The sequence below is a fragment of the Mycobacterium sp. ZZG genome (assembly GCF_054786995.1).
Map to the genome: position 1 here is coordinate 222,091 of NZ_JBTBFV010000001.1, position 19,257 is coordinate 241,347.

Sequence of the window (19,257 nt, forward strand, 5' to 3'; positions counted from 1 at the left end):
TCGACCGCGTCAAGCAGTCAAAAGCGACCGCTTGCATCTGTCAAACTGATGCCTCGTAACATGAAATTAACTGCAGCAGTGGATACTTCAGCGTTACATGACGGAAACGACGCCGCGGTTTACTTCAGGTTTTGCCTGTCGGCTGGACAGCTGGATATGCCGTGGTGACGACCCTGGCGCGGTACCCGATGGCCACCGTGGCCGATGGCGGGCGATGCACTGTGAGCAACGGCACCAGAGCCCGCAGCACCGGCGGTGTGTCCAACGCCATGCCGATTCCGGGCAACAAAAAAGGACCGCCGAAGCGGTCCTCTTTGCGTAGCGGGCTAACCGATCTTGCGGTCCCGGGTTTTGCGTCGCGACGCGAGCTCGTCTTCGGGCGCGGAGATGGACTCGCCGCCGTCGGCGCGCTCGCCGGGGAAGTCCGCGATCGCGCCGGTGAGTTCGCGCATCGCCCCGGACACCGCGATGCCGAACACACCCTGACCGCCCTGCAGCAGGTCGACCACTTCCTCGGCCGAGGTGCACTCGTAGACGGTGGTGCCGTCGGAGAACAGCGTGATGTTGGCCAGGTCCTGCACACCGCGCTGACGCAGGTGGTCGACCGCGACGCGGATGTTGTGCAGCGAGATACCGGTGTCGAGGAGTCGCTTGACGATCTTGAGGACCAGGATGTCCTTGAAGGAATAGAGCCGCTGACTGCCCGAGCCCGCGGCGCCGCGGATGGACGGCACCACCAGTGAGGTGCGCGCCCAGTAGTCCAGCTGGCGGTAGGTGATGCCGGCGATCTGGCAGGCGCTGGGCCCGCGGTAGCCCACCAACTCGTCAGGTACCGAGTCGTCGGGGAACAACCCGCCCTGCACGGGCTCGGTCGTCACACGGGGGCCGTCCGCCTGTGGGGAGCCGGTGCTGAGGTCCAGTTGCTCCTGGCGTGGCCTGTCTCCCACTTGCGAATCCTCTCGCCGATCTTGACTCTGACCTGCGTGGGCGCACTCAACCCCTGCTTACACCCTGCCCGAGCCTCGCTCGAGCATACGCTTGACGGCGTCCGGTGACTGCCCGTCGGCACCAAGTATGGCTGCCCGATTCGGGGTTTCAGAAAACCCGACCCGCGTGTCGAACCTGACGAGACGGATCCGTGACCAAGATCGGCGACCGGTTCAGGTGGCCTTGAAATCGTCGGGTGAGACGCTGTCGAGGAATTCCTTGAACTTCTCCACCTCGTCCTCGCGAACCGGGCCGGACTCCTCGTCGCTCTCGTCGGGGATCAGCAGCCCGGCTTCGGCGAGCACGGCCTCTTCGACGTAGATCGGCACACCGACGCGCAGCGCGATCGCCACGGAGTCGGACGGGCGTGCCGAGACCTTGATGTCCCGGTCGAAGATCAGGTCGGCGTAGAAGGTGCCTTCCTGGAGGTCGACGATCCGCACCTCTTTGAGTGAATGGCCGAGCGCGGCAATGACATCTCGGAACAGGTCGTGGGTCATGGGCCGCAACGGCTCCACACCCTGCTGTTCCAGAGCGATCGCGGCGGCTTCGGACTGGCCGATCCAGATCGGGAGGTAACGGTCGCCGTTGGACTCCCGCAGCAACAGCACGGGCTGGTTCTGGGGCGGCTCAACGCGAATGCCGATCACACGAACCTCACCCATGTGTGCCTACCCTCCGCACGCCGACGAACCCGTCCCTCGAGTCTAGTCCTCAGCGATCCAGAACGTCGCGTACGGCCGACTTGATCAAGGACGTGTGCAAGGTGATCGCCAGAGCGGCCACTTCCCGGGCCAGATCGTCGGCGCGGTCGCGGGCACCGGCCTTGCCGCCCTTGCCGACCGGGCCGGCGATCTGGGCGATCAGATCGGACTGGCGGTCGGCCGCGGAGCGGAACGCCCGCAGGTGTCGGGGCTCGACGCCGTAGTCGGCCAGGGCGCGTGCGCACTGGGCGATCACCACGGAGTGCTCGTCGTAGAAGGAGGTGCCCGCCCCCTTGAAGATGGGCGTGATGATGCCGGCTTTCACCAGCGCGGCCAGCAGGTCCTCGCCGACGCCGGAGCGTTCCAGCAGGTCCTCGCGGGTCAGCCGGGCCTGGGTGGGTCCCGCCACGCCGGCCGCCGCGGCGGCTGATGTGGCTGACGTGTCCGCGGGATCCCCGCCCACCGACACCAGCCGCGGGGTGGAGTACGCCGAACCCGGCTGCGGCAGTTCGCCGTCGGGTTGGGCGTCCAGTTGTGCCTTGATCACCTTCAGCGGTAGGTAGTGATCGCGCTGCGCGGTCAGGATGAACCGCAGGCGGGCACAGTCGTAGGCGGTGAAACGCCGGTATCCCGATGCCGTGCGCTCGGGCGTGACGAGCCCCTCGGCCTCCAGGAAACGGATCTTGGAAATCGTGACATCGGGAAACTCGTCGCGGAGCAGATCCAGCACAACGCCGATCGACATCCCGCGCAGTGCCGGTGTGTCGGGTTGCGTCATCGGTGCTTACCGGGCGCAGTCACTCATTCGGATGCGCCGCCGTCGGCGCCCTTCGGTCCGGTCAGGAACACCAGACGGAACTTACCGATCTGCACCTCGTCACCGTTGACCAGCACGGCCGAGTCGACCGGCTCCCGGTTGACGTAGGTGCCGTTGAGGCTGCCGACGTCGACGACCTGGAACTCGCCACCCTCCAGCCGGAACTCCGCGTGCCGGCGGCTGACGGTGACGTCGTCGAGGAAGATGTCGCTGTCGGGATGGCGGCCCGCCGACGTGGTGGGCTGGTCGAGCAGGAACCGCGACCCGGCGTTCGGGCCGCGCTTGACGACCAGCAGCGCCGAACCGACCGGCAGGCCTTCTACTCCCGAGACCGCACTCTCCCCGCCCGCCGCGGGCGGGGCGTCGAGCTCATTGAGGAAGTCGGCGCGGAACACCGATGTGGTCTCCACGGTGACTTCGTCAGAATCGGCCCCGGTATTGAAGTCCTTGTCCGTCACCCGCTGCTCCTCACTGGCTGCCGTGGCGGTATCCGGCCAGACCCCCGGCCGATGCGCCGCTGGTGTCGACCGTACCGCGCATACGACCGCATTGTGTCCACCACTGCTGGATCCGCACGTCGCGTCCCAGCCTGTCTGAACGACCCTAACAAGACCTCAGTCCGTCGCGTGGGCGCGGTAGCCCTCCGCGTCGAGCAGACCTGCCAGGTCACCCTGCAGGGTGCCGGCCTCGGCCTGCAGTTCAACCAGCCAGCCCCCGCCGTACGGATCCGAGTTGACCAGCTGCGGGTTGCTCTCCAGGTCACCGTTGACCGCAACGACTTTCGCGGTGATCGGGGCGTAGAGATCCGACACCGATTTCGTCGACTCCACCTCACCGAACGACTCGCCGGCCGTCACCTCTGTGCCCACGTCGGGCAGCTGCACGAACACCACATCGCCCAGGGCGGACTGTGCGTAGTCGGTGATGCCGACACGCACCGTGTCGTCGCCGGTCTGCTGCACCCACTCGTGTTCAGCGGTGTAGGACAGGTCGGCGGGGATCTCGCTCACGGGGCTCCTTGGTCGGGAAGGTCATTTGACGGGCTGAGCGTATTGGCGCGGTTTCGGTTGCCGCAAGGCGGTCACGTCCACCCGGCCGGACTGTTGTACCACCATCGTGCCTCCGACGCGTTCGACGCTGTCCATCGCGCCGCCCGGGATGTTCATCGCAGCGGCCAGGGTGGGCGGATCCCCGATCGCGATCACCGAGTACACGGGGCCCATCGTGGTGGAGTCGACGATCAGCGACCCAGCACTGCCGACCACCCAGGTGCCGACCCCGACCCGGACCGTGACTTGCTGGCCGTTGTGCTCGCCGCGGATCTCCATCGCCTCCGCGCCGGCCGCGCGCAATTCGTTGATCACGTCGAGCATCGTCTCGGCGGCCACGCCGCGCGCGGGGTCGGTGATGGTCAACGTCACACCCGGACCGGTCGCGGCGACGGTGCCGATCAGGATCGACAGCGCCGCCAGCCGGGACCGGGCGTTCTCGATCGCGGCCTGGTCGTCACTGCCGGAGGTCTGCAGTTCGTTCAGCGTCTGCTGTAGATCGGCGACCTCGGTGTTCAGCGCGGCTTCTCGCTGCTGCAGCGAGTCCAGCAGCACCACCAGGTCGGCCGGTCGGGCGGTCTCCAGCGAGTCGCCGGAATCGGTCTGCTGCACCTGGGTGGCGATCCCGACGCCGAGCAGCAGGCACAACAGGACGGCCAGGACCCCGAAGACGCGCTGCGGGCGTCCGCTCCTGCCCGACCGCGGCTCGGCACCGGGCGGGAATTCGTGGCGGCCGTGCTCAGTCATCGTCAGGCACCGAACAACCTGCGCCGCAGTGCCGCGGCATTGCCGAAGATCCGGATCCCGAGGACGACGATGATCGCGGTCGTGAGCTGGGTGCCGACGCCGAGCTGGTCACCGACGTAGACGATCAGAGCGGCCACAAGCACGTTGAACACGAAGGACACCACGAACACCTTCGAATCGAAGATGCCCTCCAGGTAGGCCCGGAGCCCGCCGAACACCGCGTCGAGCGCGGCGACCACCGCGATCGGCAGGTACGGCTGGACGAACTCGGGGACGTCGGGATGGAACACCACACCGAGCACGATTCCGACGACCAGAGCGACGATTCCGATCAACTAGGACCCCATCTGTTCAGCGAAGTTGATGTCGCGGACCGAGCCGGCCGGCAGCACCAGACCGTCGCCCTGGGAGACGTTGACCACCACCCCGTAGGACGTCTCCAGCAGCCGTAGCCGCTGCAGGCCCGCGCTGCGGTCGAAGCTGTCCGCCATGGCGTTCGGTGGCCCCACCGCGAGGATCTCATACGGACTCGAGACCGGCTGATTGTCGACGAGGATCCCGCCCCCGGCCTGGCGGACCGTCACATTTGGCCCGATACGCACGCCGCCGACCGAGATGGCTTCGGCCCCGCTGACCCACAGCGAGTTCACGACCAGCTGCAGGTCCCGGTCCAGGATCACCTGCCTGCTGCCCGCCACGCGCTGTTTGGAGACATCGGTGAGGTTGGGCGACATACCCGGGTCGGTCACCGTGAGGGTCAATCCCGGCCCGATCACCGGTACGGCCGCGGCGGCGACATTGGCCTCGTCGAGTTCACCGAGCAGCCGGCGTCCGGTGGCGTCCCCCTCCAGCCGGCTGCGCCGTTCGGCGTTCACCTGGCGGGTCAGCTCGTCGCGCTGCGCCGCGACCGCGTCGGTGGCGGCCTCCGCGGAGCGCACGCTGCCCGCCAGTACCTGCTGGGTCTCGCGCACGCCGGGTGCGGTGTCCCTGGCCTGCGCCCAGGCCAGCGCGAACACCGCGGCGACCAGCACGGCGGCGAGCACCTGCCACAGCGCGTCGGAAGACCGCCGGCGCGGCGCGCCGGACTGCGCGGCCGCGGCGTAGCCGGGGTCGAGGTGCTCGGTGAGCAGCGAGCGCAGCAGCGACGGCACCGGAATGCGCGTCGGCCCGCCCGCTTCGTGCGTGTTCCGTCCGGACGAGTCGAATCCCCCCAGCGTGCTCATGGCCGTGGCATCACCTTCAGGACCATCCCGACCTGAATCAGGTACAGCACCCCCGACCACAGGTACATCGCCAGACCCCAGATCAGGAACCCCCACCCGATCGCGAGAACCACCCTGCTCCACTGGGCGTCGAACTGGCCGAGCAGCACCAGCGGCAGCCCGGACATCAGCGCGAACGTGGCGGCCTTGCCGATGTAGGTGACCGGCAGCGCTGACAATCCGCGGCTGCGCAGCACCGGCAGCGTGCCGGCCAGCACCAGATCTCTCCCGAGCAGCAGCGCCACCACCCACCACGGGATGACTCCGGCCAACGCCATGGCGACCGGAACGACGATCATGTAGATCCGGTCGACCAGCGGATCCAGCAGCTCGCCGAGCCGGGACGACTGGTTGTCGAAGAGCCTGGCGATCTTGCCGTCGGCCCAGTCGGACACTCCGCTGAACATCAGCACCGCGACCGCCCACCCGGTCGCCTCGACCATCAGCAGCCACAGGAACACCGGGACCAGCACCAGCCGGATCACCGACAAAGCGTTGGGCACCGTCAACACCCGGTCACGCACGGGAGCGTGGTCCATGCAGGTAAACCTAGCGGAACACCCCGGGCAGGCTCAGGGCCGACAGGGTGTCGTCGGCCAGCGGATTGTCGTGAACCATGTAGGTCCACGTCGACGTCGGCCGGGCCAGCTTGGACAGGTCGACTCCGGGCTCGTCCTCGATCGACGGCGCGGTCTCGAAGGTCTGCTGCGCGGCCTCGATCGCGTCGGCGGCCAGCGACGCGAACGCGTCGACTGCCATCCGGTGGAACTCGTCGAGCGGGTTCTGCCGGCCCAGCGCGCGCAGGTGGATGCTCTCCCGGATGTCAGCAAGAAACGCCAGGTGGTCGGCCCAGGCCCGGTCGAGGTGGTAGAGCATGATCAGCCGGCAGCTCTTCTCCAGCTGCGCGTCGGCATCCTCGCCCAGCCTGGTCTTGATCTCCTGGTAGCGCTGCGGGGACAGCTCGGCGATCTCGTCGCGCGCGGTTGTGGTGCGCAGCAGGTTGTCTCGGCGCTCGACCAGGATGGCCCGCTGCTGGGCGATGAGCTGGTTGTAGCGCCACGTGTTGGCGTGCACGTCGAGCAGCCGGCCCTCGGCGACCCGCTGGGCGTGCTCAAGCAGCGTCGCCGCCTTCGGGCTCAGGACGCGGCCGTTCTCGTCGCACTCCAGCGGCAGCTTGTTGTCGTCGAGATGCGACACCACCAGGTCGTCCTCCCAGCTGGAGAAGAACACCGAGGTGCCGGGATCGCCCTGCCGGCCCGCCCGCCCGCGCAGCTGGTTGTCCAGCCGCTCGGTGTGGTGCCGGCCGGTGCCGATCACATGCAGGCCGCCCAGCTCGGCGACCCGATCGTGGTCCTCCTCGCCTGAACCGCCGAGCCGGATGTCGGTGCCGCGCCCGGCCATCTGCGTGGACACCGTCACCGCGCCGAGCTTGCCGGCCTCGGCGATCACGGCCGCCTCCTCGGCGTCGTTCTTGGCGTTCAGCACCACCGCAGGAACCCCGGCCTTGACCAGACGCTCGTGCAGGTCCTCGGACTCGGCGACGTCGCGGGTGCCGACCAGCACCGGCTGCCCGGTCTGGTGGATCTCGGCGATGTGCTCGACGACGGCGTCGTTCTTCGCCGCGATCGTGACGTACACCCGGTCGGTCTCGTCCTCGCGGATGTTGGGTTTGTTGGGCGGGATCGGTGAGACGCCCAGCTTGTAGAACTGGCGCAGCTGCTCACCGGCGGCCAGCGCGGTGCCGGTCATCCCGCAGACCCGCGGATACCGGTTGATCAGCGCCTGCACCGTGATGGTGTCGAGCACCTCGCCGGTCTCGGTGGTCTCGATGCCCTCCTTGGCCTCGACCGCGGCCTGCAACCCGTCGGGCCAGCGCTGCAGGGTCGCGATGCGGCCGCGGGACGAGTTGATCAGGTGCACCGCGTCGTCGCGGACGATGTAGTGCACGTCGCGCTGCAGCAGCACGTGGGCGTGCAGCGCGACATTCACCTCGGTCAGCGTGGTGGCGACGTGCTCCTCGGAGTACAGATCGATGCCGCCGAGGGCCGCCTCGATCTTCCGTGCGCCGGCCTCGGTCAGATGCACGTTGCGGCTGTCGTTGTCGGTGGCGTAGTCGGTGTTCTCGTCCAGCTCACCGACCAGGCGGATCAGTTCCACCCGCGGGGTCTCGCGATGGCTGGTGCCCGCCAGCACCAGCGGTACCAGCGCCTCGTCGACGAGCACCGAGTCGGCTTCGTCGATCAGCGCCACGTCGGGGTTCGGGGAGACGAGGTCCTCGACATCGGTGACGAGCTGGTCGCGCAGCACGTCGAACCCGACCTCGTTGACCGACGCGTAGGTGATGTCACACCGATAGGCGGCCCGGCGCTCGGCGGCGGTGGATTCGGCGGTGATCCAGCCGATGCTCAGGCCCATCGCCTCGATCAGGGGACCCATCCATTCGGCGTCGCGGCGAGCCAGGTAGTCGTTGATCGTGATCACGTGCACGCTGCGCCCGGCCAGCGCGTAGCCGGCCGCGGCGATCGCGCCGGACAGCGTCTTGCCCTCGCCGGTGGCCATCTCGACGACGTCGCCGGCCAGCATCCGCAGGGCCCCGAGCAACTGCACGTCGAAGGGACGCAGCCCGGTGGTGCGTTCGGACGCCTCGCGGGCGATTGCCAGGAACTGCGGGATGTCCGCGGAGTCGGCGAGGTCGTCCAACTCGAGCAGTCTGGCGGCCTTGCGCAGCTGGTCGTCGTCGAGGTCGGCGGCCTTGGCGTCGAACTCGGTCGCCTTGTGCACCTGAGCCATCGACCGGGACTGGTCCTTGTCGGTGCTGGCGCCGAGCAGCTTCCAGAAACGGCCCGACAGCCGACCGGTCTTCGGGGAGTCCTTCTTGGAGGAGGTGCGTGCCACAGGATCACGGTACTTGGCCTCGCGCGCATGATTCCGCCGTGACCTCCGCCAGCCTGCCCGGCGGGTCTCCCCCGGGCGCGAGCACCTGCGGTAACTTCGCCGCAAGCCGGATCGCGTGCGGAGGGGGGTCGCCGGGCGGTGGACACCGTTGACCAGACGTTCCGCCCGACCCTCGACTGGGGCCGCGAGTTCGTGCATTCGCTGTCGTGGATCGGCACCACGTTTGCGCTGACCGCGGTGTCGCTGCTGGTGATCCTGGCCCTGCTGGCCCGTTTCACCCAGTGGGGGCGTCAGTTCTGGCGCGTCACGGGCGGCTACTTCACCGGACGGCGCAGCGCGGTGGTCTGGCTGATGTTCGCGCTGCTGCTGCTGTCGGTCGTCGTGTCGGTCCGGTTGAACGTGCTGCTGACCTACTACGTCAACGACCTGTTCACCTCGCTGCAGGTGGCGTTCCAGGGCGGCATGAACAGCGGTGTCGCGGGCTTCTGGGCATCGATGCGGGTCTTTGCCGTGCTGGCGGTGTGCTTCGTGGTCCGGCTGCTGGCCGACATGTACCTCACCCAGCGGTTCATGATGCGGTGGCGGATCTGGCTGAGCCGGCGCTTCATCGACGACTGGCTCGGCGACCTCGCCTACTACCGCGCACAGTTCGCCGGCCGGCCCATCGACAACCCGGACCAGCGGATCCAGCAGGACATCGACGTGTTCACCGCCGGCGTCGGGGGCACGCCGAACAATCCGATCTACAACTCCGGCAACACCCTGCTGTTCGGCGCCGTGGAGGCCGTGCTGTCGGTGCTGTCGTTCGGCCCGATCCTGTGGCGACTGTCCGAACCGGTCACGCTCGGCGGGCTGACGCTGCCGCGTGCGCTGTTCTGGATCGTCGTCATCTACGTGCTGGTGGCCACGATCATCGCGTTCGCCATCGGACGCCCGCTGATTCGGCTCAGCTACGTCAACGAACTGCGCAACGCGGGCTTCCGGTATGCGCTGGTGCGGGTGCGCGACGCCGGCGCCGCGATCGGTCTGTACCGCGGCGAGCTGGCCGAACAGTCGGTGCTCAAGGGCCGGCTGGACGCGGTGATGGCCAATTACCGTCGCTGGCTGAACCGCATGATGCTCTACTTCGGCTGGAACGTGTCGGTGAGCCAGACCATCAACCCGCTGCCGTGGCTCGTGCAGGCGCAGGGTCTGTTCGCGGGCCGCATCACGTTCGGCGACGTGTGGCAGTCATCGAACGCGTTCGGCGCCATTCACGATTCCCTGTCGTTCTTCCGGAACGCCTACGACCAGTTCGCGAGCTATCGGGCGGCGATCATCCGGCTCGACGGACTGGTCGACCAGAACACCAGGGCCGGCACGTTCACGGCGGTCAGCACGGCGCACTCCGACGACGGCGCGCTGGCGGTGGAAGGCGTCGAGGTGCGCAAACCGGACGGCACCCCGCTGGTACGCACCCTCGACCTGCAGGTGCGGACCGGTGAGGCGCTGGTGATCACCGGGCCGTCCGGGATCGGCAAGTCGGTCCTCGTGCAGAGCCTGGCCGGAATGTGGCCGTACGCGTCGGGCCGGGTGCTGTTGCCCGACGGCCGCGACGAGGCGATGTTCGTCCCGCAGCTGCCGTACTTCCCGGTGGGCGACCTGCGTACGGTGGTGTCCTACCCGCAGCCGTCGGGCACGTTCGACGACACGGTGATTCAGCAGGCCCTGCTCGATGTCGCGCTGCCCAACCTGGTCATCCGGCTCAACGACGAGCAGGACTGGGCCAAGGTGCTGTCGGTCGGCGAGCAGCAACGCATCGCGTTCGCCCGCATCCTGGTCGCCAAACCGAGGACGGTGTTTCTCGACGAGTCCACCTCGGCGATGGACGAGGGTCTGGAGCAGACGCTCTACCGGGTGCTGCGCATCCAGTTGCCCGACACGATCGTGGTCAGCGTGAGCCACCGCGACTCGGTGGCGCCGTTTCATCACAGGCGGTTGGCGCTGGTCGGCGACGGCCAGTGGCGGCTCGAGCGACTCACAGATCCGGCATAGCCACGCCGATACGCCGCCTCGGGGTCGGCGCGGTACCTTGCCCGCATGGAAACGTTCACCCCGACCTTGGATTGGGGCAATGAGCTGTGGACATCGCTGTGGTGGATCGCCCAGGGCTGGGCGTACGCGGCGGTGGCCACGATGGTCGTCCTATTCCTGATCGTGCGGTTCACCACGTGGGGCAGCCAGTTCTGGCGTGTCACCCGCGGCTACTTCACCGGACCCGAGAGTGTCGTCGTCTGGCTGTGGCTGGCCGGGATCCTGCTGCTGGTGATCCTCAGTGTGCGGCTGTCGGTGCTGTTCAGCTTCCAGGGCAACGACATGATGACCAGCTTCCAGGTCATCGCCGCCGGCCTGGGCTCCGACAACGAGGCGGTCAGGGAATCCGGCGCCGACGGATTCTGGCTCTCGATGACGGTGTTCGCCGTGCTCGCCGTGCTCAACGTCGCCCTCATCATGCTGGACCTGATCGCCACCCAGCGGTTCATGCTGCGGTGGCGGACCTGGCTGACCGACCAGCTGACCGGCGACTGGCTCGACGGCAAGGCCTACTACCGCGCACGGTTCATCGACGACACCATCGACAACCCGGATCAGCGCATCCAGATGGACATCGACATCTTCACCACCGGCGTCGGATCGCTGCCCAACACCCCAAACAACACCTCACAGTCCACGCTGTTGTTCGGTGCGGTCGCCTCGATCGCGGCGATGATCTCGTTCACCACGATTCTGTGGAACCTCTCGGGTCCGGTGACCTTGCCGCTGGTCGGCGTCGAGTTGCCGCGTGCGATGTTTGTGATCGGCATCGTCTACATCTTGTTCGCCACCGTGGTGGCGTTCTGGATCGGCCGGCCGATCATCACGCTGGCGTTCCTCAACGAGAAGTTCAACGCCGCGTTCCGGTATGCCTTGGTGCGGCTGCGGGACGCCGCCGAGGCGGTGGCTTTCTACCGTGGCGAGCTCGCCGAACGCACCGGGCTGCGCCGCCGCTTCGCGCCGATCGTCGACAACTACAAGCGCTACGTCAACCGGATGGCCAAGTTCCTCGGCTGGAACCTCGGCATCACCCAGGCCCAGGAGCTCATCCCCTACATCGTGCAGTTCCCCCGCTTCTACAGCGGAGAGATCACCTTGGGGCAGCTGTCGCAGACCGCGAGCGCGTTCCGGGAGATCCTGTCCGGGCTGTCGTTCTTCCGCAACGCCTACGACAACTTCGCCGGCTACCGCGCGGCCATCATCCGCCTGCACGGCCTCGTCGTCGCCAACGAGGAGGGCCGTGAACTGCCGACGCTGGGTTGCGAGGACTGCGACGGCGGCCGCGTCGAGATGAAGGGCGTCTCGGTGCGCACACCGGACGGGCGGGAGCTGGTCGAACCGCTCGACGTGACCCTGCACCCGGGCGACAGCCTGGTGGTCACCGGACCGTCGGGCAGCGGCAAGACCACGCTGCTGCGCAGCCTGGCCCAGCTCTGGCCGTTCTGCTCTGGGACGCTGCGGCGACCCGGCGGCGAGGGCGCCACGATGTTCCTCTCGCAGCTGCCCTACGTGCCGCTCGGTGATCTCCGCACCGTCGTCGCCTATCCGAACAGCACCGACGACATCACCGACGCGCAGCTGCGTGACGTGCTGACCACCGTCGCGCTGCCGCATCTGGTCGATCGGCTGGACGAGGTGCAGGACTGGGCGAAGGTGCTCTCTCCCGGCGAGCAGCAGCGTGTGGCGTTCGCGCGCATCCTGCTGACCCGGCCCGAGGCGGTGTTCCTGGACGAGTCGACCTCAGCGCTGGACGAGGGTCTGGAGTTGATGCTCTACCAGCTGGTGCGGGACCGGCTGCCGGACACCATCCTCGTCAGCGTCAGCCACCGCAGCACGGTCGAACAGCACCACACCAGGGAGCTCAAGCTCGTCGGCGACGGTCGGTGGGAACTCAGCGAACTGGAGACGACCCCGGGTTAACGCCTCGCCGCGTGTTCTCCCGCCCGCCTCGCTGCGTGTTCTCCCGCCCGCCTCGCTGCGTGTTCTCCCGCCCGCCGCCCGAAGAACGACCCCTCGCCCAGCTGCGTTCCGCTCGCATATCCTTTGCCGTCCTGGGCGATGTTGCACGCGCACGCCCCCGCGGCGTACAGGCCGGCGACCGCGCTGCCGTCCTCGCGCAGCACCTCACCGTCGACCGACACCTTCAGCCCGCCCATCGTGAACCCGGAGTACATCGCCCGGCCCAGGGACAGATCGAACACCGCCCACGGCCCGTGGTCCTGCGGGGCCACGTATTCGGGCTGCTTGTGAAAGTCCGGGTCGACCCCCTCGGCGGCGTTGGCGTTGTAGCGCTCCAGCGTCGCCGCCAGATTGCCCTCCGGAATGCCCAGCGCGGACTCGATCTCGGCGATCGTCTCGTAGCCGTCGATGAACTTGATCAGCGGCATCTCCGGCATCTGCATATGGTCCTCGTCGACCACCAGATACGCGGTCTGGTCCGGTTGCTCGAGCACGAAAGCCGACGTGCGCGAATGGTAGGAGTCCTCGGCCACGAAGCGCTTGCCATCCTTGTTCACGATGACGCCGGTGAGCAGGATCTCCGGCGGGTAGGCCGCCGCGGTGATGAACAGCTGATCGAGGTTGGCGGCCACCCCGCCGGCCGAGAGCCCGAGCTTGATCCCGAGGCCGTCGTCGTTGGGGTTGCCCAGGATGTACGGCGCCACCGTGCCGTGGTGCTTGGTCTTGCGTTCCTGGCCCAACGCCGGCGTGTACTCGGCCACCATCTCGGCGTTCATCGCGAAACCGCCGGCGGCGATGACCACCGATTTCGCCTTCACCTCACCGGATTCGGAGAAGTGCTTCCACCGCACACCCACGACCGCGCCGGTGTCGTCGGTGATGAGCGCCGTCGCGCCGGTTTCGTAGCGGATCTGCACGCCCAGTTCGGCGGCGCGCTTGAGCAGCAGGTCGATCACCATGGCCGCACCGCCCAACTCCCCCGGCACCGGCACCGAATGCCCACGCGGTGCAGGCTTGGCCTGCTCGCAGAACGGCCACACCTTCTCGTTGCCGGTGTAGGACAGCCCCTCGGTGCCCGGCGGCACCACCACCTTGCCGGGGTAATAGCTGCGCTCGAACTGAAAGCCAAGCGCCTCAAGCCAGGCGAAGTGCTCCACGCTGCCCTCGCAGTATGCGCGGATCTTGTCGTGTTCCGGGTCGCGCGACTGCGACACCAGATACTTGTACATCTCCTCGGCCGAATCCTCGTGGCCGGTGGCCTGCTGCACGGCGGTGCCACCGCCCAGGTAGAAGTGGCCGCCGGCCATCGACGTGGTCCCGCCGGCGGCGGCCGCCTTCTCCAGAACCAGAACCCGCGCCCCGGCCGCTGCGGCGCTGACGGCCGCACACCCGCCGGCGATGCCGAAGCCGAGCACGACTACGTCGGCCTCGTCGGACCAGGGCGTGACGTCGCCGGCGTGGACCGTGTCCGGGATGTTCTGGATGCTCACTTCTGCTCCTGTTTCACGTACTCGAAGAACGCGCGGATTTCTGCTGGTATGTCGGCGAATTCGATGAACGGCACACCGGCGTCCGCGGCACTGGCGTACGCGAACCGCATGCCGCCGGCCATCGTGCCGGCCATGACGATGTCTGCCTGCGCGGTCGCGGCGTCGAACCCCGCCGAATCGAACGCCCGGCACACGTGGTGCAGTCCGGGTCCGCACCGGTCCAGAAAGTCCCGGTAGATGCTCGGTCCGCGCACCGGGGCGATCACCTCGAGCTGGGTGTCACCGGCGTAGCTGAGCGAGATGTCGGCGACGTGATCGGCGGGTTGCCCGCGGTAGGTGCAGGTGTCCGGGCCGAAGTGCACGCCCGGCATGCGCACCCACCTGCGCGCGCCCAACAACGCCGTCAGCGCCGTCTCGGTGGCGGCGAGGTCGTCGGTCACCCAGGCGATCTGGACAGGTGTCTGGACAAGCATCGCTTGAGAGGATATCGCCAGCCGCGCCCACAGGCTAGAACATGTTCTAATTGCGGCACTGCGGCGCGCAGGCCGGAACCGTCAGGGCTGCGGCGCGACGACGGCCGACGCTGCAGAGATGGTGTCGCTGTCGGCCTGCTGGCGGGCGACCTGCCACGACACCGCCGCGGGCAGCGTTCCCCAGGTGCTGTTGAACAGGCCGATCAAGACGGTGCGCCCGTCCGGGGCCGGCGTGTACACCGGCCCGCCGGAGTCGCCCTTGCGGCTCACCACGCCATTGGTCATGGTGAACCAGCCGTTGTTCACCGACTCGATGGTGCCGCAGCTTTCGCCGGTGACGACGCCGAAGTGGCACACCGGCATGCCGCGCACGGGCAGCACCGCGGGATCGGTCACCAGCACCTTGCCGCCGGGGAGCACGTTGTTGACCGCGACGTGCGGGGCCAGGTGGATGACCTCCCAATCGGTGATCTGATGGTTGGTGTCGACTGTCATGCCGTTGGGAGTGTTGTCGCGGAAGGTGCCCTGGGTGCCGATCATGGTGCCGAATTTGTCGGAGACGGTGCCGGAGGCGCGGCAGTGGCCCGCGGTGTAGCCGATTCGGGTCTGCGGGTCGACGTAGCCGAGCGTGCACAGCACGGTGTCCTGATGGATCTCCATTCCCGGAAACACCACCACGGGGGGCTGGGCGTGGGCGGGCGCCGCCTGCAACGCCACCGCGATGGCGGGCGCGAAGACCGCGAACAGCAACTGCAGCACTCGAGATGACGACCGAACAGACACAGCCCCTCCACCCTACCCGTGATGTGATGTAACCACCTCATCGCGGTCAGATAAAGGTCCGTTACACACGGTTCAGGAGTCGAATCCCAGGCCGGCGACGTCGAGTGCCCGCAGCAGCAGGTTGCGCCGGCCGCCGGCGTGATCGGCCCGGTCGAGCGACCAGCGGGTGGCCTGAATGCCCACGCTGGCCAACGGCTCCGGCGGGAACGGCAACGGCTTGCGACGCACCATCTCGAGCTCGGTGCGACGGGTTGGCGTCCCGTCCAGCAGGTCCAGGCAGACGTCGGCGGCGAACCGGGTGGCGCCGACGCCCAGCCCGGTGAAACCGTTGACATAGGCGACGCGACCCTCGCGGGCCAGTCCCCAGTGCGCACAGAACCTGGTGTTGGTGTCGATGGCGCCCGCCCAGCGGTGGGTGAACCGGACATCGTCGAGTTGCGGGAACGTGATGAAGAAATGCTCGGCCAACCTGCGATAGGTCTGCCCGCGGTCCTCGTAGGCCGACTTCACTTTCCGGCCGAAGTGGTAGACAGCGTCGTACCCGCCCCAGACGATCCGATTGTCCCGGCTCAGGCGGTAGTAGTGGAACTGGTTGGCACTGTCGCCGATCCCCTGCCGTCCGCGCCAGCCGATACGGTCCAGTTGCGCGTCGGTGAGCGGTTCGGTGGCCAGCACGTAGTCGTACACCGGCACCGTGTAGAGCTTGTTGCGGCGCAGCAGGCTCGGGAACACGTTGGTGGCCAGCACCGCCTGGCGGCAGGTGATCGTCGGCCCGTCGGTGTGGATGCGCAGCGCGGCACCCCCGGAGTCGATCCGGGTGGCGGCGGTGTGCTCGAAGACCTCCACCCCGGCGTCTCGGCAGGCACGCGCCAGTTCCAAGGCCAGCTTCGCCGGGTGGACGATCGCACAGCTGTCAGGACTGAGCAGTCCGGCCCGATAAGTCGGTGAGTTCACCTCGGCGCGCACCTGGGACGCGTCCAGGAACCTGCCTTGGCCGTCGGCGGCCGCGTCGGCCAGCCACTGCACCTGATGCGGCTCGGTCGCCACTGTGAGCATGCCGGTGCGCTCCCACTCGACATCGAGTCCCAGCCGGGTGATGTCGTCCTGCATCCCGTCGAGGTTCTCCCGCCCCATCTCCTCGAGCGTGTCGATCTCGTTGGGCCAGCGAGACTTCCCGTTCTCGTAGCCGTGGGTCAGGCTGGCGTCGACGAAGCCGCCGTTGCGCCCGGATGCGGCCCAGCCGATGCGGTCGGCCTCGACCAGGACGATTCGGCGGTCCGGGTGGCGCCGCGCCGCGTGCAGCGCGCTCCACAGCCCGGTGTAGCCGCCGCCGATGACCACCAGGTCGCAGGTGACCGGACCGGACGGGGACGGGAACTCAGGGCGCGGGATGTCCAGCCACACCGAACCCGGGATGCTTCCGGCCAGCGATCGGTCCACCAGCACCGGATCCACCTCGGCGTCGAAGACGGTCTGCACAGCGCGCACATTACGGCGTGGCATGCGCCTGCGTCCCGGTTCGGCACTCCACGTTCGGCTGCCATCCGGGCGGGCCGAAGATGTAGCCGAGCTTGGCCCGCCATCCGCGTGCCGAACGCACGTCGCGTCCGATCGCCGCGTACTCGTGGGTCTGGAGTTTCCAGATGTTGAACGTGTCCACCGGTTTGGTCAGCCCGTAGTGAGGCCGGAACACCTCGGGCTGGAACGTGCCGAAGAGGCGATCCCAGATGATCAGGATGCCTCCGTAGTTCTTGTCCAGATACAGCTGGTCCATCCCATGGTGCACCCGGTGGTGAGACGGGGTGTTGAAGATGAATTCAACAGGGCGCCAGAGCTTTCCGATCCGCTCGGTGTGGATCCAAAACTGGTAGATCAGGTTGAACGAGAACGCCGCGAACACCATCCACGGCGGAACGCCCAACAACGGCAACGGGATCCACATCAGGATCTCGCCGCTGTTGTTCCACTTCTGCCGCAGTGCGGTCGCGAAATTGAAGTACTCGCTGGAGTGGTGGGCCTGATGCGTCGCCCACACCACCCGGACCCGGTGTGCGATGCGGTGATAGAGGTAGAACAGCAGATCGACGCCCACGATCGCGATCACCCACGTGTACCACTGCGTCGCGGGCAGATGCCACGGCGCCAGGTAGGCGTAGATCGCGGCATAACCCAACAGCGCGAGGAACTTCCAGGCGCTCATGGTGGCGACCGAGACCAGCCCCATCGACAGGCTCGCCCACGAGTCGCGGGTGTGGTACGCGCCGACGCCGGGGGTCCCCTCCTCTGTGACCGCGTGCTCGAGCTTGCGTGCCGCCGTCCACTCGATGATGAGCAGCAGCAGGAAGAACGGGATCGCGAACAATACGGGTTCGCGCATCTGCGGTGGCAGGAAGTCCAGGAACTCCACGGCGTGCACCTCCGGGGTGAGTCTACGGCTCTACAGGAAGCTCAGGACGTCGTCGCCCCAAGCCTGCCGGACACCGGCGTCGAGGTCGTCGACCACGATGTCCTGCTTGTCGATCACCAACGTCGCACGGTCCTCGGCGCCGTAGGGACGCCACGCCGGCGCGTCCCCCGGTGCGGTGGGTTCGCCGGTCGCGGCGAAATTGACCCAGCGTGCCCGCATCCGTTCGGAAACCGCCGCGCCGGCCTTGCGGCCGCCGAGCGCGAACGTCGGATCCCTGCGGCCGGCAAGCAGATTGCCCCACACGAACGGCAGTTCGGTGGCGTGCGCGGCGTGCAGTCGCAGCAGCCGCAGCAGCGGGGTGTGGAAATCGAAGCGGTACAGATACACCGGGGCGACCGCGCGGTGCCCGTCCGCGAACCAGATCGACGGCATCCGGAAGCCGAGGTCGCTGGTCAGGCTGAGACCGTGCGTCTTGCCGCGCCCGCGGTAGGTGCCCTTCAGGACGTCCTCGCCGGGCAGCTTCAGGTGCGGCTGTTCGGCAGCGATCTCGGCGAACATCGCCTTGATGGATTCCGGCGCGATCGGCATCAGCGGCGACTTCATGTACCGGAACAGCGCGGCCTCGTTCTTGTTGGTGCCGATGATCAGCGGCACCGGGTGGGTCAGGCCCTTCCTGGCGGCGTTGACCGGGTAATCCGGGAGAAGGTCGCCGTCGACGGTCGGGGCGAAGGCCAGCGTGCCCGGGGTGCGCGCGGGGACCTCGTCGAACACCGCCCGTGACGCCTCGACCAGGGCGTGGATCGGTGCGTCAGCCAGTCGGTGCAGGTCCTCCCGGCTGGCGCCGAGCACGTCCATGAACCGTTGGGCGACCCGCTCCGCGCGCCCCAGATCGTAGGTGGAGGTCACCGGTGAACTCTGCGAGATCGCCGCGCTGAACAGTCCGGCCGCGGCCGGACTCGCCAGCAGGGAAGTGATGATGCCGCCGCCCGCGGACTCGCCGAACACCGTCACCCGTGCCGGATCTCCGCCGAACGCGGCGATGTTGTCGCGCACCCATTCCAGTGCGGCCAGTACGTCGCGCAACCCGAGGTTGGTCGCGAAGCGCTCCCGGTCGGCGCCGAGGGTGGACAGTTCCAGGAAGCCCAGCGCGCCGAGTCGGTAGTTCACCGTCACGACGATCGCGTCACCGCCGGTGGCCAGGGCACGGCCGTGGTACAGCGGCTGGCTGGCCGAACCCAGGATGTAAGCGCCACCATGCACCCACACCAACACCGGTTTGGCGTCGCCGGTGCGGGTGCCCGACGGCGCCCAGACGTTGAGCGTCAGGAAGTCCTCGCCTTGCGGGGCGCCGAGATCGATCGGGATCTTCGGGTCGGTCGGCTGTGGGCACACCGGCCCCACTTGTCCCGCGTCCGCTGGTTCCGACCACCGCATCGGCGGCTGGGGCGCCCGCCACCGGAGCTCTCCGACCGGTGCCGCCGCGTAGCGAATGGCGCGCCACGACATCGCGCGGCCGTCGTCGACTCCCCGGACCGGCCCGTTGGTGGTGTCCACGACAGGTCGGGCGGCTGCAGCGCTGCGGGTGGATGCCTCCGCGGTCATGCCGAGCTC

18 protein-coding genes are annotated in these 19,257 nt (G+C 68.0%); 2 read left to right on the forward strand and 16 right to left on the reverse strand.

Annotated elements, in window-relative coordinates; genetic code table 11:
• Nucleotides 1-326 precede the first annotated feature (326 nt).
• From ACXMYJ_RS01005 to secA2, 10 genes are all read right to left on the reverse strand, one after another.
• Nucleotides 327-947 carry a MerR family transcriptional regulator gene (locus ACXMYJ_RS01005; protein WP_460353346.1) on the reverse strand — a complete coding sequence of 207 codons (621 nt, stop codon included), beginning with the start codon at nucleotides 945-947 and terminating at the stop codon, nucleotides 327-329.
• A 213-nt stretch (nucleotides 948-1,160) separates the two neighbouring features.
• On the reverse strand, nucleotides 1,161-1,652 hold the full coding sequence (locus ACXMYJ_RS01010; protein ID WP_311117778.1) for a bifunctional nuclease family protein: 492 nt from the start codon (nucleotides 1,650-1,652) through the stop codon (nucleotides 1,161-1,163).
• A gap of 49 nt (nucleotides 1,653-1,701) precedes the next feature.
• Nucleotides 1,702-2,469: a transcriptional regulator FtsR gene (gene ftsR / locus ACXMYJ_RS01015; RefSeq protein WP_460353350.1), complete on the reverse strand. Its 768-nt coding sequence runs from the start codon at nucleotides 2,467-2,469 to the stop codon at nucleotides 1,702-1,704.
• Nucleotides 2,470-2,492: 23 nt separating this feature from the next.
• The gene (garA, locus tag ACXMYJ_RS01020) at nucleotides 2,493-2,966 is read right to left on the reverse strand and encodes a glycogen accumulation regulator GarA (protein ID WP_443187309.1); all 474 of its coding nucleotides are present in this window, start codon (nucleotides 2,964-2,966) and stop codon (nucleotides 2,493-2,495) included.
• Between the two features lie 156 nt (nucleotides 2,967-3,122).
• Entirely contained in the window at nucleotides 3,123-3,518 is a 396-nt protein-coding gene (gene gcvH, locus ACXMYJ_RS01025) for a glycine cleavage system protein GcvH (RefSeq protein WP_260752663.1), read from the reverse strand.
• Nucleotides 3,519-3,539: 21 nt separating this feature from the next.
• Nucleotides 3,540-4,304: a DUF881 domain-containing protein gene (locus ACXMYJ_RS01030; protein WP_260752661.1), complete on the reverse strand. Its 765-nt coding sequence runs from the start codon at nucleotides 4,302-4,304 to the stop codon at nucleotides 3,540-3,542.
• A 2-nt stretch (nucleotides 4,305-4,306) separates the two neighbouring features.
• Nucleotides 4,307-4,639 carry a small basic family protein gene (locus tag ACXMYJ_RS01035; RefSeq protein WP_260752659.1) on the reverse strand — a complete coding sequence of 111 codons (333 nt, stop codon included), beginning with the start codon at nucleotides 4,637-4,639 and terminating at the stop codon, nucleotides 4,307-4,309.
• Nucleotides 4,640-5,527, reverse strand: coding sequence for a DUF881 domain-containing protein (locus tag ACXMYJ_RS01040; RefSeq protein ID WP_260752657.1), 888 nt, complete (start codon nucleotides 5,525-5,527; stop codon nucleotides 4,640-4,642). It abuts the gene before it with no gap.
• Nucleotides 5,524-6,105 (reverse strand): CDP-alcohol phosphatidyltransferase family protein, encoded by a 582-nt coding sequence (locus tag ACXMYJ_RS01045; RefSeq protein WP_260752654.1) that lies wholly within the window; start codon nucleotides 6,103-6,105, stop codon nucleotides 5,524-5,526. Before ACXMYJ_RS01045 ends, ACXMYJ_RS01040 begins: the two co-directional genes overlap by 4 nt.
• Before the next feature lie 10 nt (nucleotides 6,106-6,115).
• Nucleotides 6,116-8,461 (reverse strand): accessory Sec system translocase SecA2, encoded by a 2,346-nt coding sequence (secA2, locus tag ACXMYJ_RS01050; protein ID WP_260752652.1) that lies wholly within the window; start codon nucleotides 8,459-8,461, stop codon nucleotides 6,116-6,118.
• 138 nt (nucleotides 8,462-8,599) lie between these two features.
• Between secA2 and ACXMYJ_RS01055 the strand changes: the two genes are divergently transcribed.
• Complete coding sequence (locus tag ACXMYJ_RS01055; protein WP_460353356.1) at nucleotides 8,600-10,495, forward strand: ABC transporter ATP-binding protein/permease; 1,896 nt, start codon at nucleotides 8,600-8,602, stop codon at nucleotides 10,493-10,495.
• Nucleotides 10,496-10,540: 45 nt separating this feature from the next.
• Nucleotides 10,541-12,454, forward strand: a complete 1,914-nt coding sequence (locus tag ACXMYJ_RS01060; RefSeq protein ID WP_460353359.1) for an ABC transporter ATP-binding protein/permease — start codon at nucleotides 10,541-10,543, stop codon at nucleotides 12,452-12,454.
• Here the strand turns inward: ACXMYJ_RS01060 and ACXMYJ_RS01065 are convergent.
• From ACXMYJ_RS01065 to ACXMYJ_RS01090, 6 genes are all read right to left on the reverse strand, one after another.
• A complete protein-coding gene (locus ACXMYJ_RS01065) occupies nucleotides 12,451-13,983 on the reverse strand; it encodes an FAD-binding protein (protein ID WP_460353361.1) in 1,533 nt (510 codons plus the stop codon). The genes ACXMYJ_RS01060 and ACXMYJ_RS01065 overlap by 4 nt on opposite strands.
• Entirely contained in the window at nucleotides 13,980-14,456 is a 477-nt protein-coding gene (locus tag ACXMYJ_RS01070; RefSeq protein WP_460353363.1) for a VOC family protein, read from the reverse strand. Before ACXMYJ_RS01070 ends, ACXMYJ_RS01065 begins: the two co-directional genes overlap by 4 nt.
• Nucleotides 14,457-14,537: 81 nt before the next feature.
• Nucleotides 14,538-15,239, reverse strand: coding sequence for an Rv1815 family serine proteinase (locus tag ACXMYJ_RS01075; RefSeq protein ID WP_460353366.1), 702 nt, complete (start codon nucleotides 15,237-15,239; stop codon nucleotides 14,538-14,540).
• A gap of 72 nt (nucleotides 15,240-15,311) precedes the next feature.
• On the reverse strand, nucleotides 15,312-16,718 hold the full coding sequence (locus tag ACXMYJ_RS01080) for an NAD(P)/FAD-dependent oxidoreductase (protein WP_460353368.1): 1,407 nt from the start codon (nucleotides 16,716-16,718) through the stop codon (nucleotides 15,312-15,314).
• Between the two features lie 10 nt (nucleotides 16,719-16,728).
• Entirely contained in the window at nucleotides 16,729-17,616 is an 888-nt protein-coding gene (locus tag ACXMYJ_RS01085) for a sterol desaturase family protein (RefSeq protein ID WP_460353522.1), read from the reverse strand.
• Between the two features lie 60 nt (nucleotides 17,617-17,676).
• Entirely contained in the window at nucleotides 17,677-19,248 is a 1,572-nt protein-coding gene (locus ACXMYJ_RS01090; protein ID WP_460353372.1) for a carboxylesterase/lipase family protein, read from the reverse strand.
• Nucleotides 19,249-19,257: the final 9 nt, after the last annotated feature.

Bases quoted from the DNA above. Each gene is read 5' to 3' on its own strand.
- ACXMYJ_RS01010 (WP_311117778.1), bottom strand. From the start codon at position 1,652: ATGGGTGAGGTTCGTGTGATCGGCATTCGCGTTGAGCCGCCCCAGAAC.
- ftsR (WP_460353350.1), bottom strand. From the start codon at position 2,469: ATGACGCAACCCGACACACCGGCACTGCGCGGGATGTCGATCGGCGTT.
- ACXMYJ_RS01030 (WP_260752661.1), bottom strand. From the start codon at position 4,304: ATGACTGAGCACGGCCGCCACGAATTCCCGCCCGGTGCCGAGCCGCGG.
- ACXMYJ_RS01040 (WP_260752657.1), bottom strand. From the start codon at position 5,527: ATGAGCACGCTGGGGGGATTCGACTCGTCCGGACGGAACACGCACGAA.
- ACXMYJ_RS01045 (WP_260752654.1), bottom strand. From the start codon at position 6,105: ATGGACCACGCTCCCGTGCGTGACCGGGTGTTGACGGTGCCCAACGCT.
- ACXMYJ_RS01060 (WP_460353359.1), top strand. From the start codon at position 10,541: ATGGAAACGTTCACCCCGACCTTGGATTGGGGCAATGAGCTGTGGACA.
- ACXMYJ_RS01070 (WP_460353363.1), bottom strand. From the start codon at position 14,456: ATGCTTGTCCAGACACCTGTCCAGATCGCCTGGGTGACCGACGACCTC.
- ACXMYJ_RS01085 (WP_460353522.1), bottom strand. From the start codon at position 17,616: ATGCGCGAACCCGTATTGTTCGCGATCCCGTTCTTCCTGCTGCTGCTC.
- ACXMYJ_RS01090 (WP_460353372.1), bottom strand. From the start codon at position 19,248: ATGACCGCGGAGGCATCCACCCGCAGCGCTGCAGCCGCCCGACCTGTC.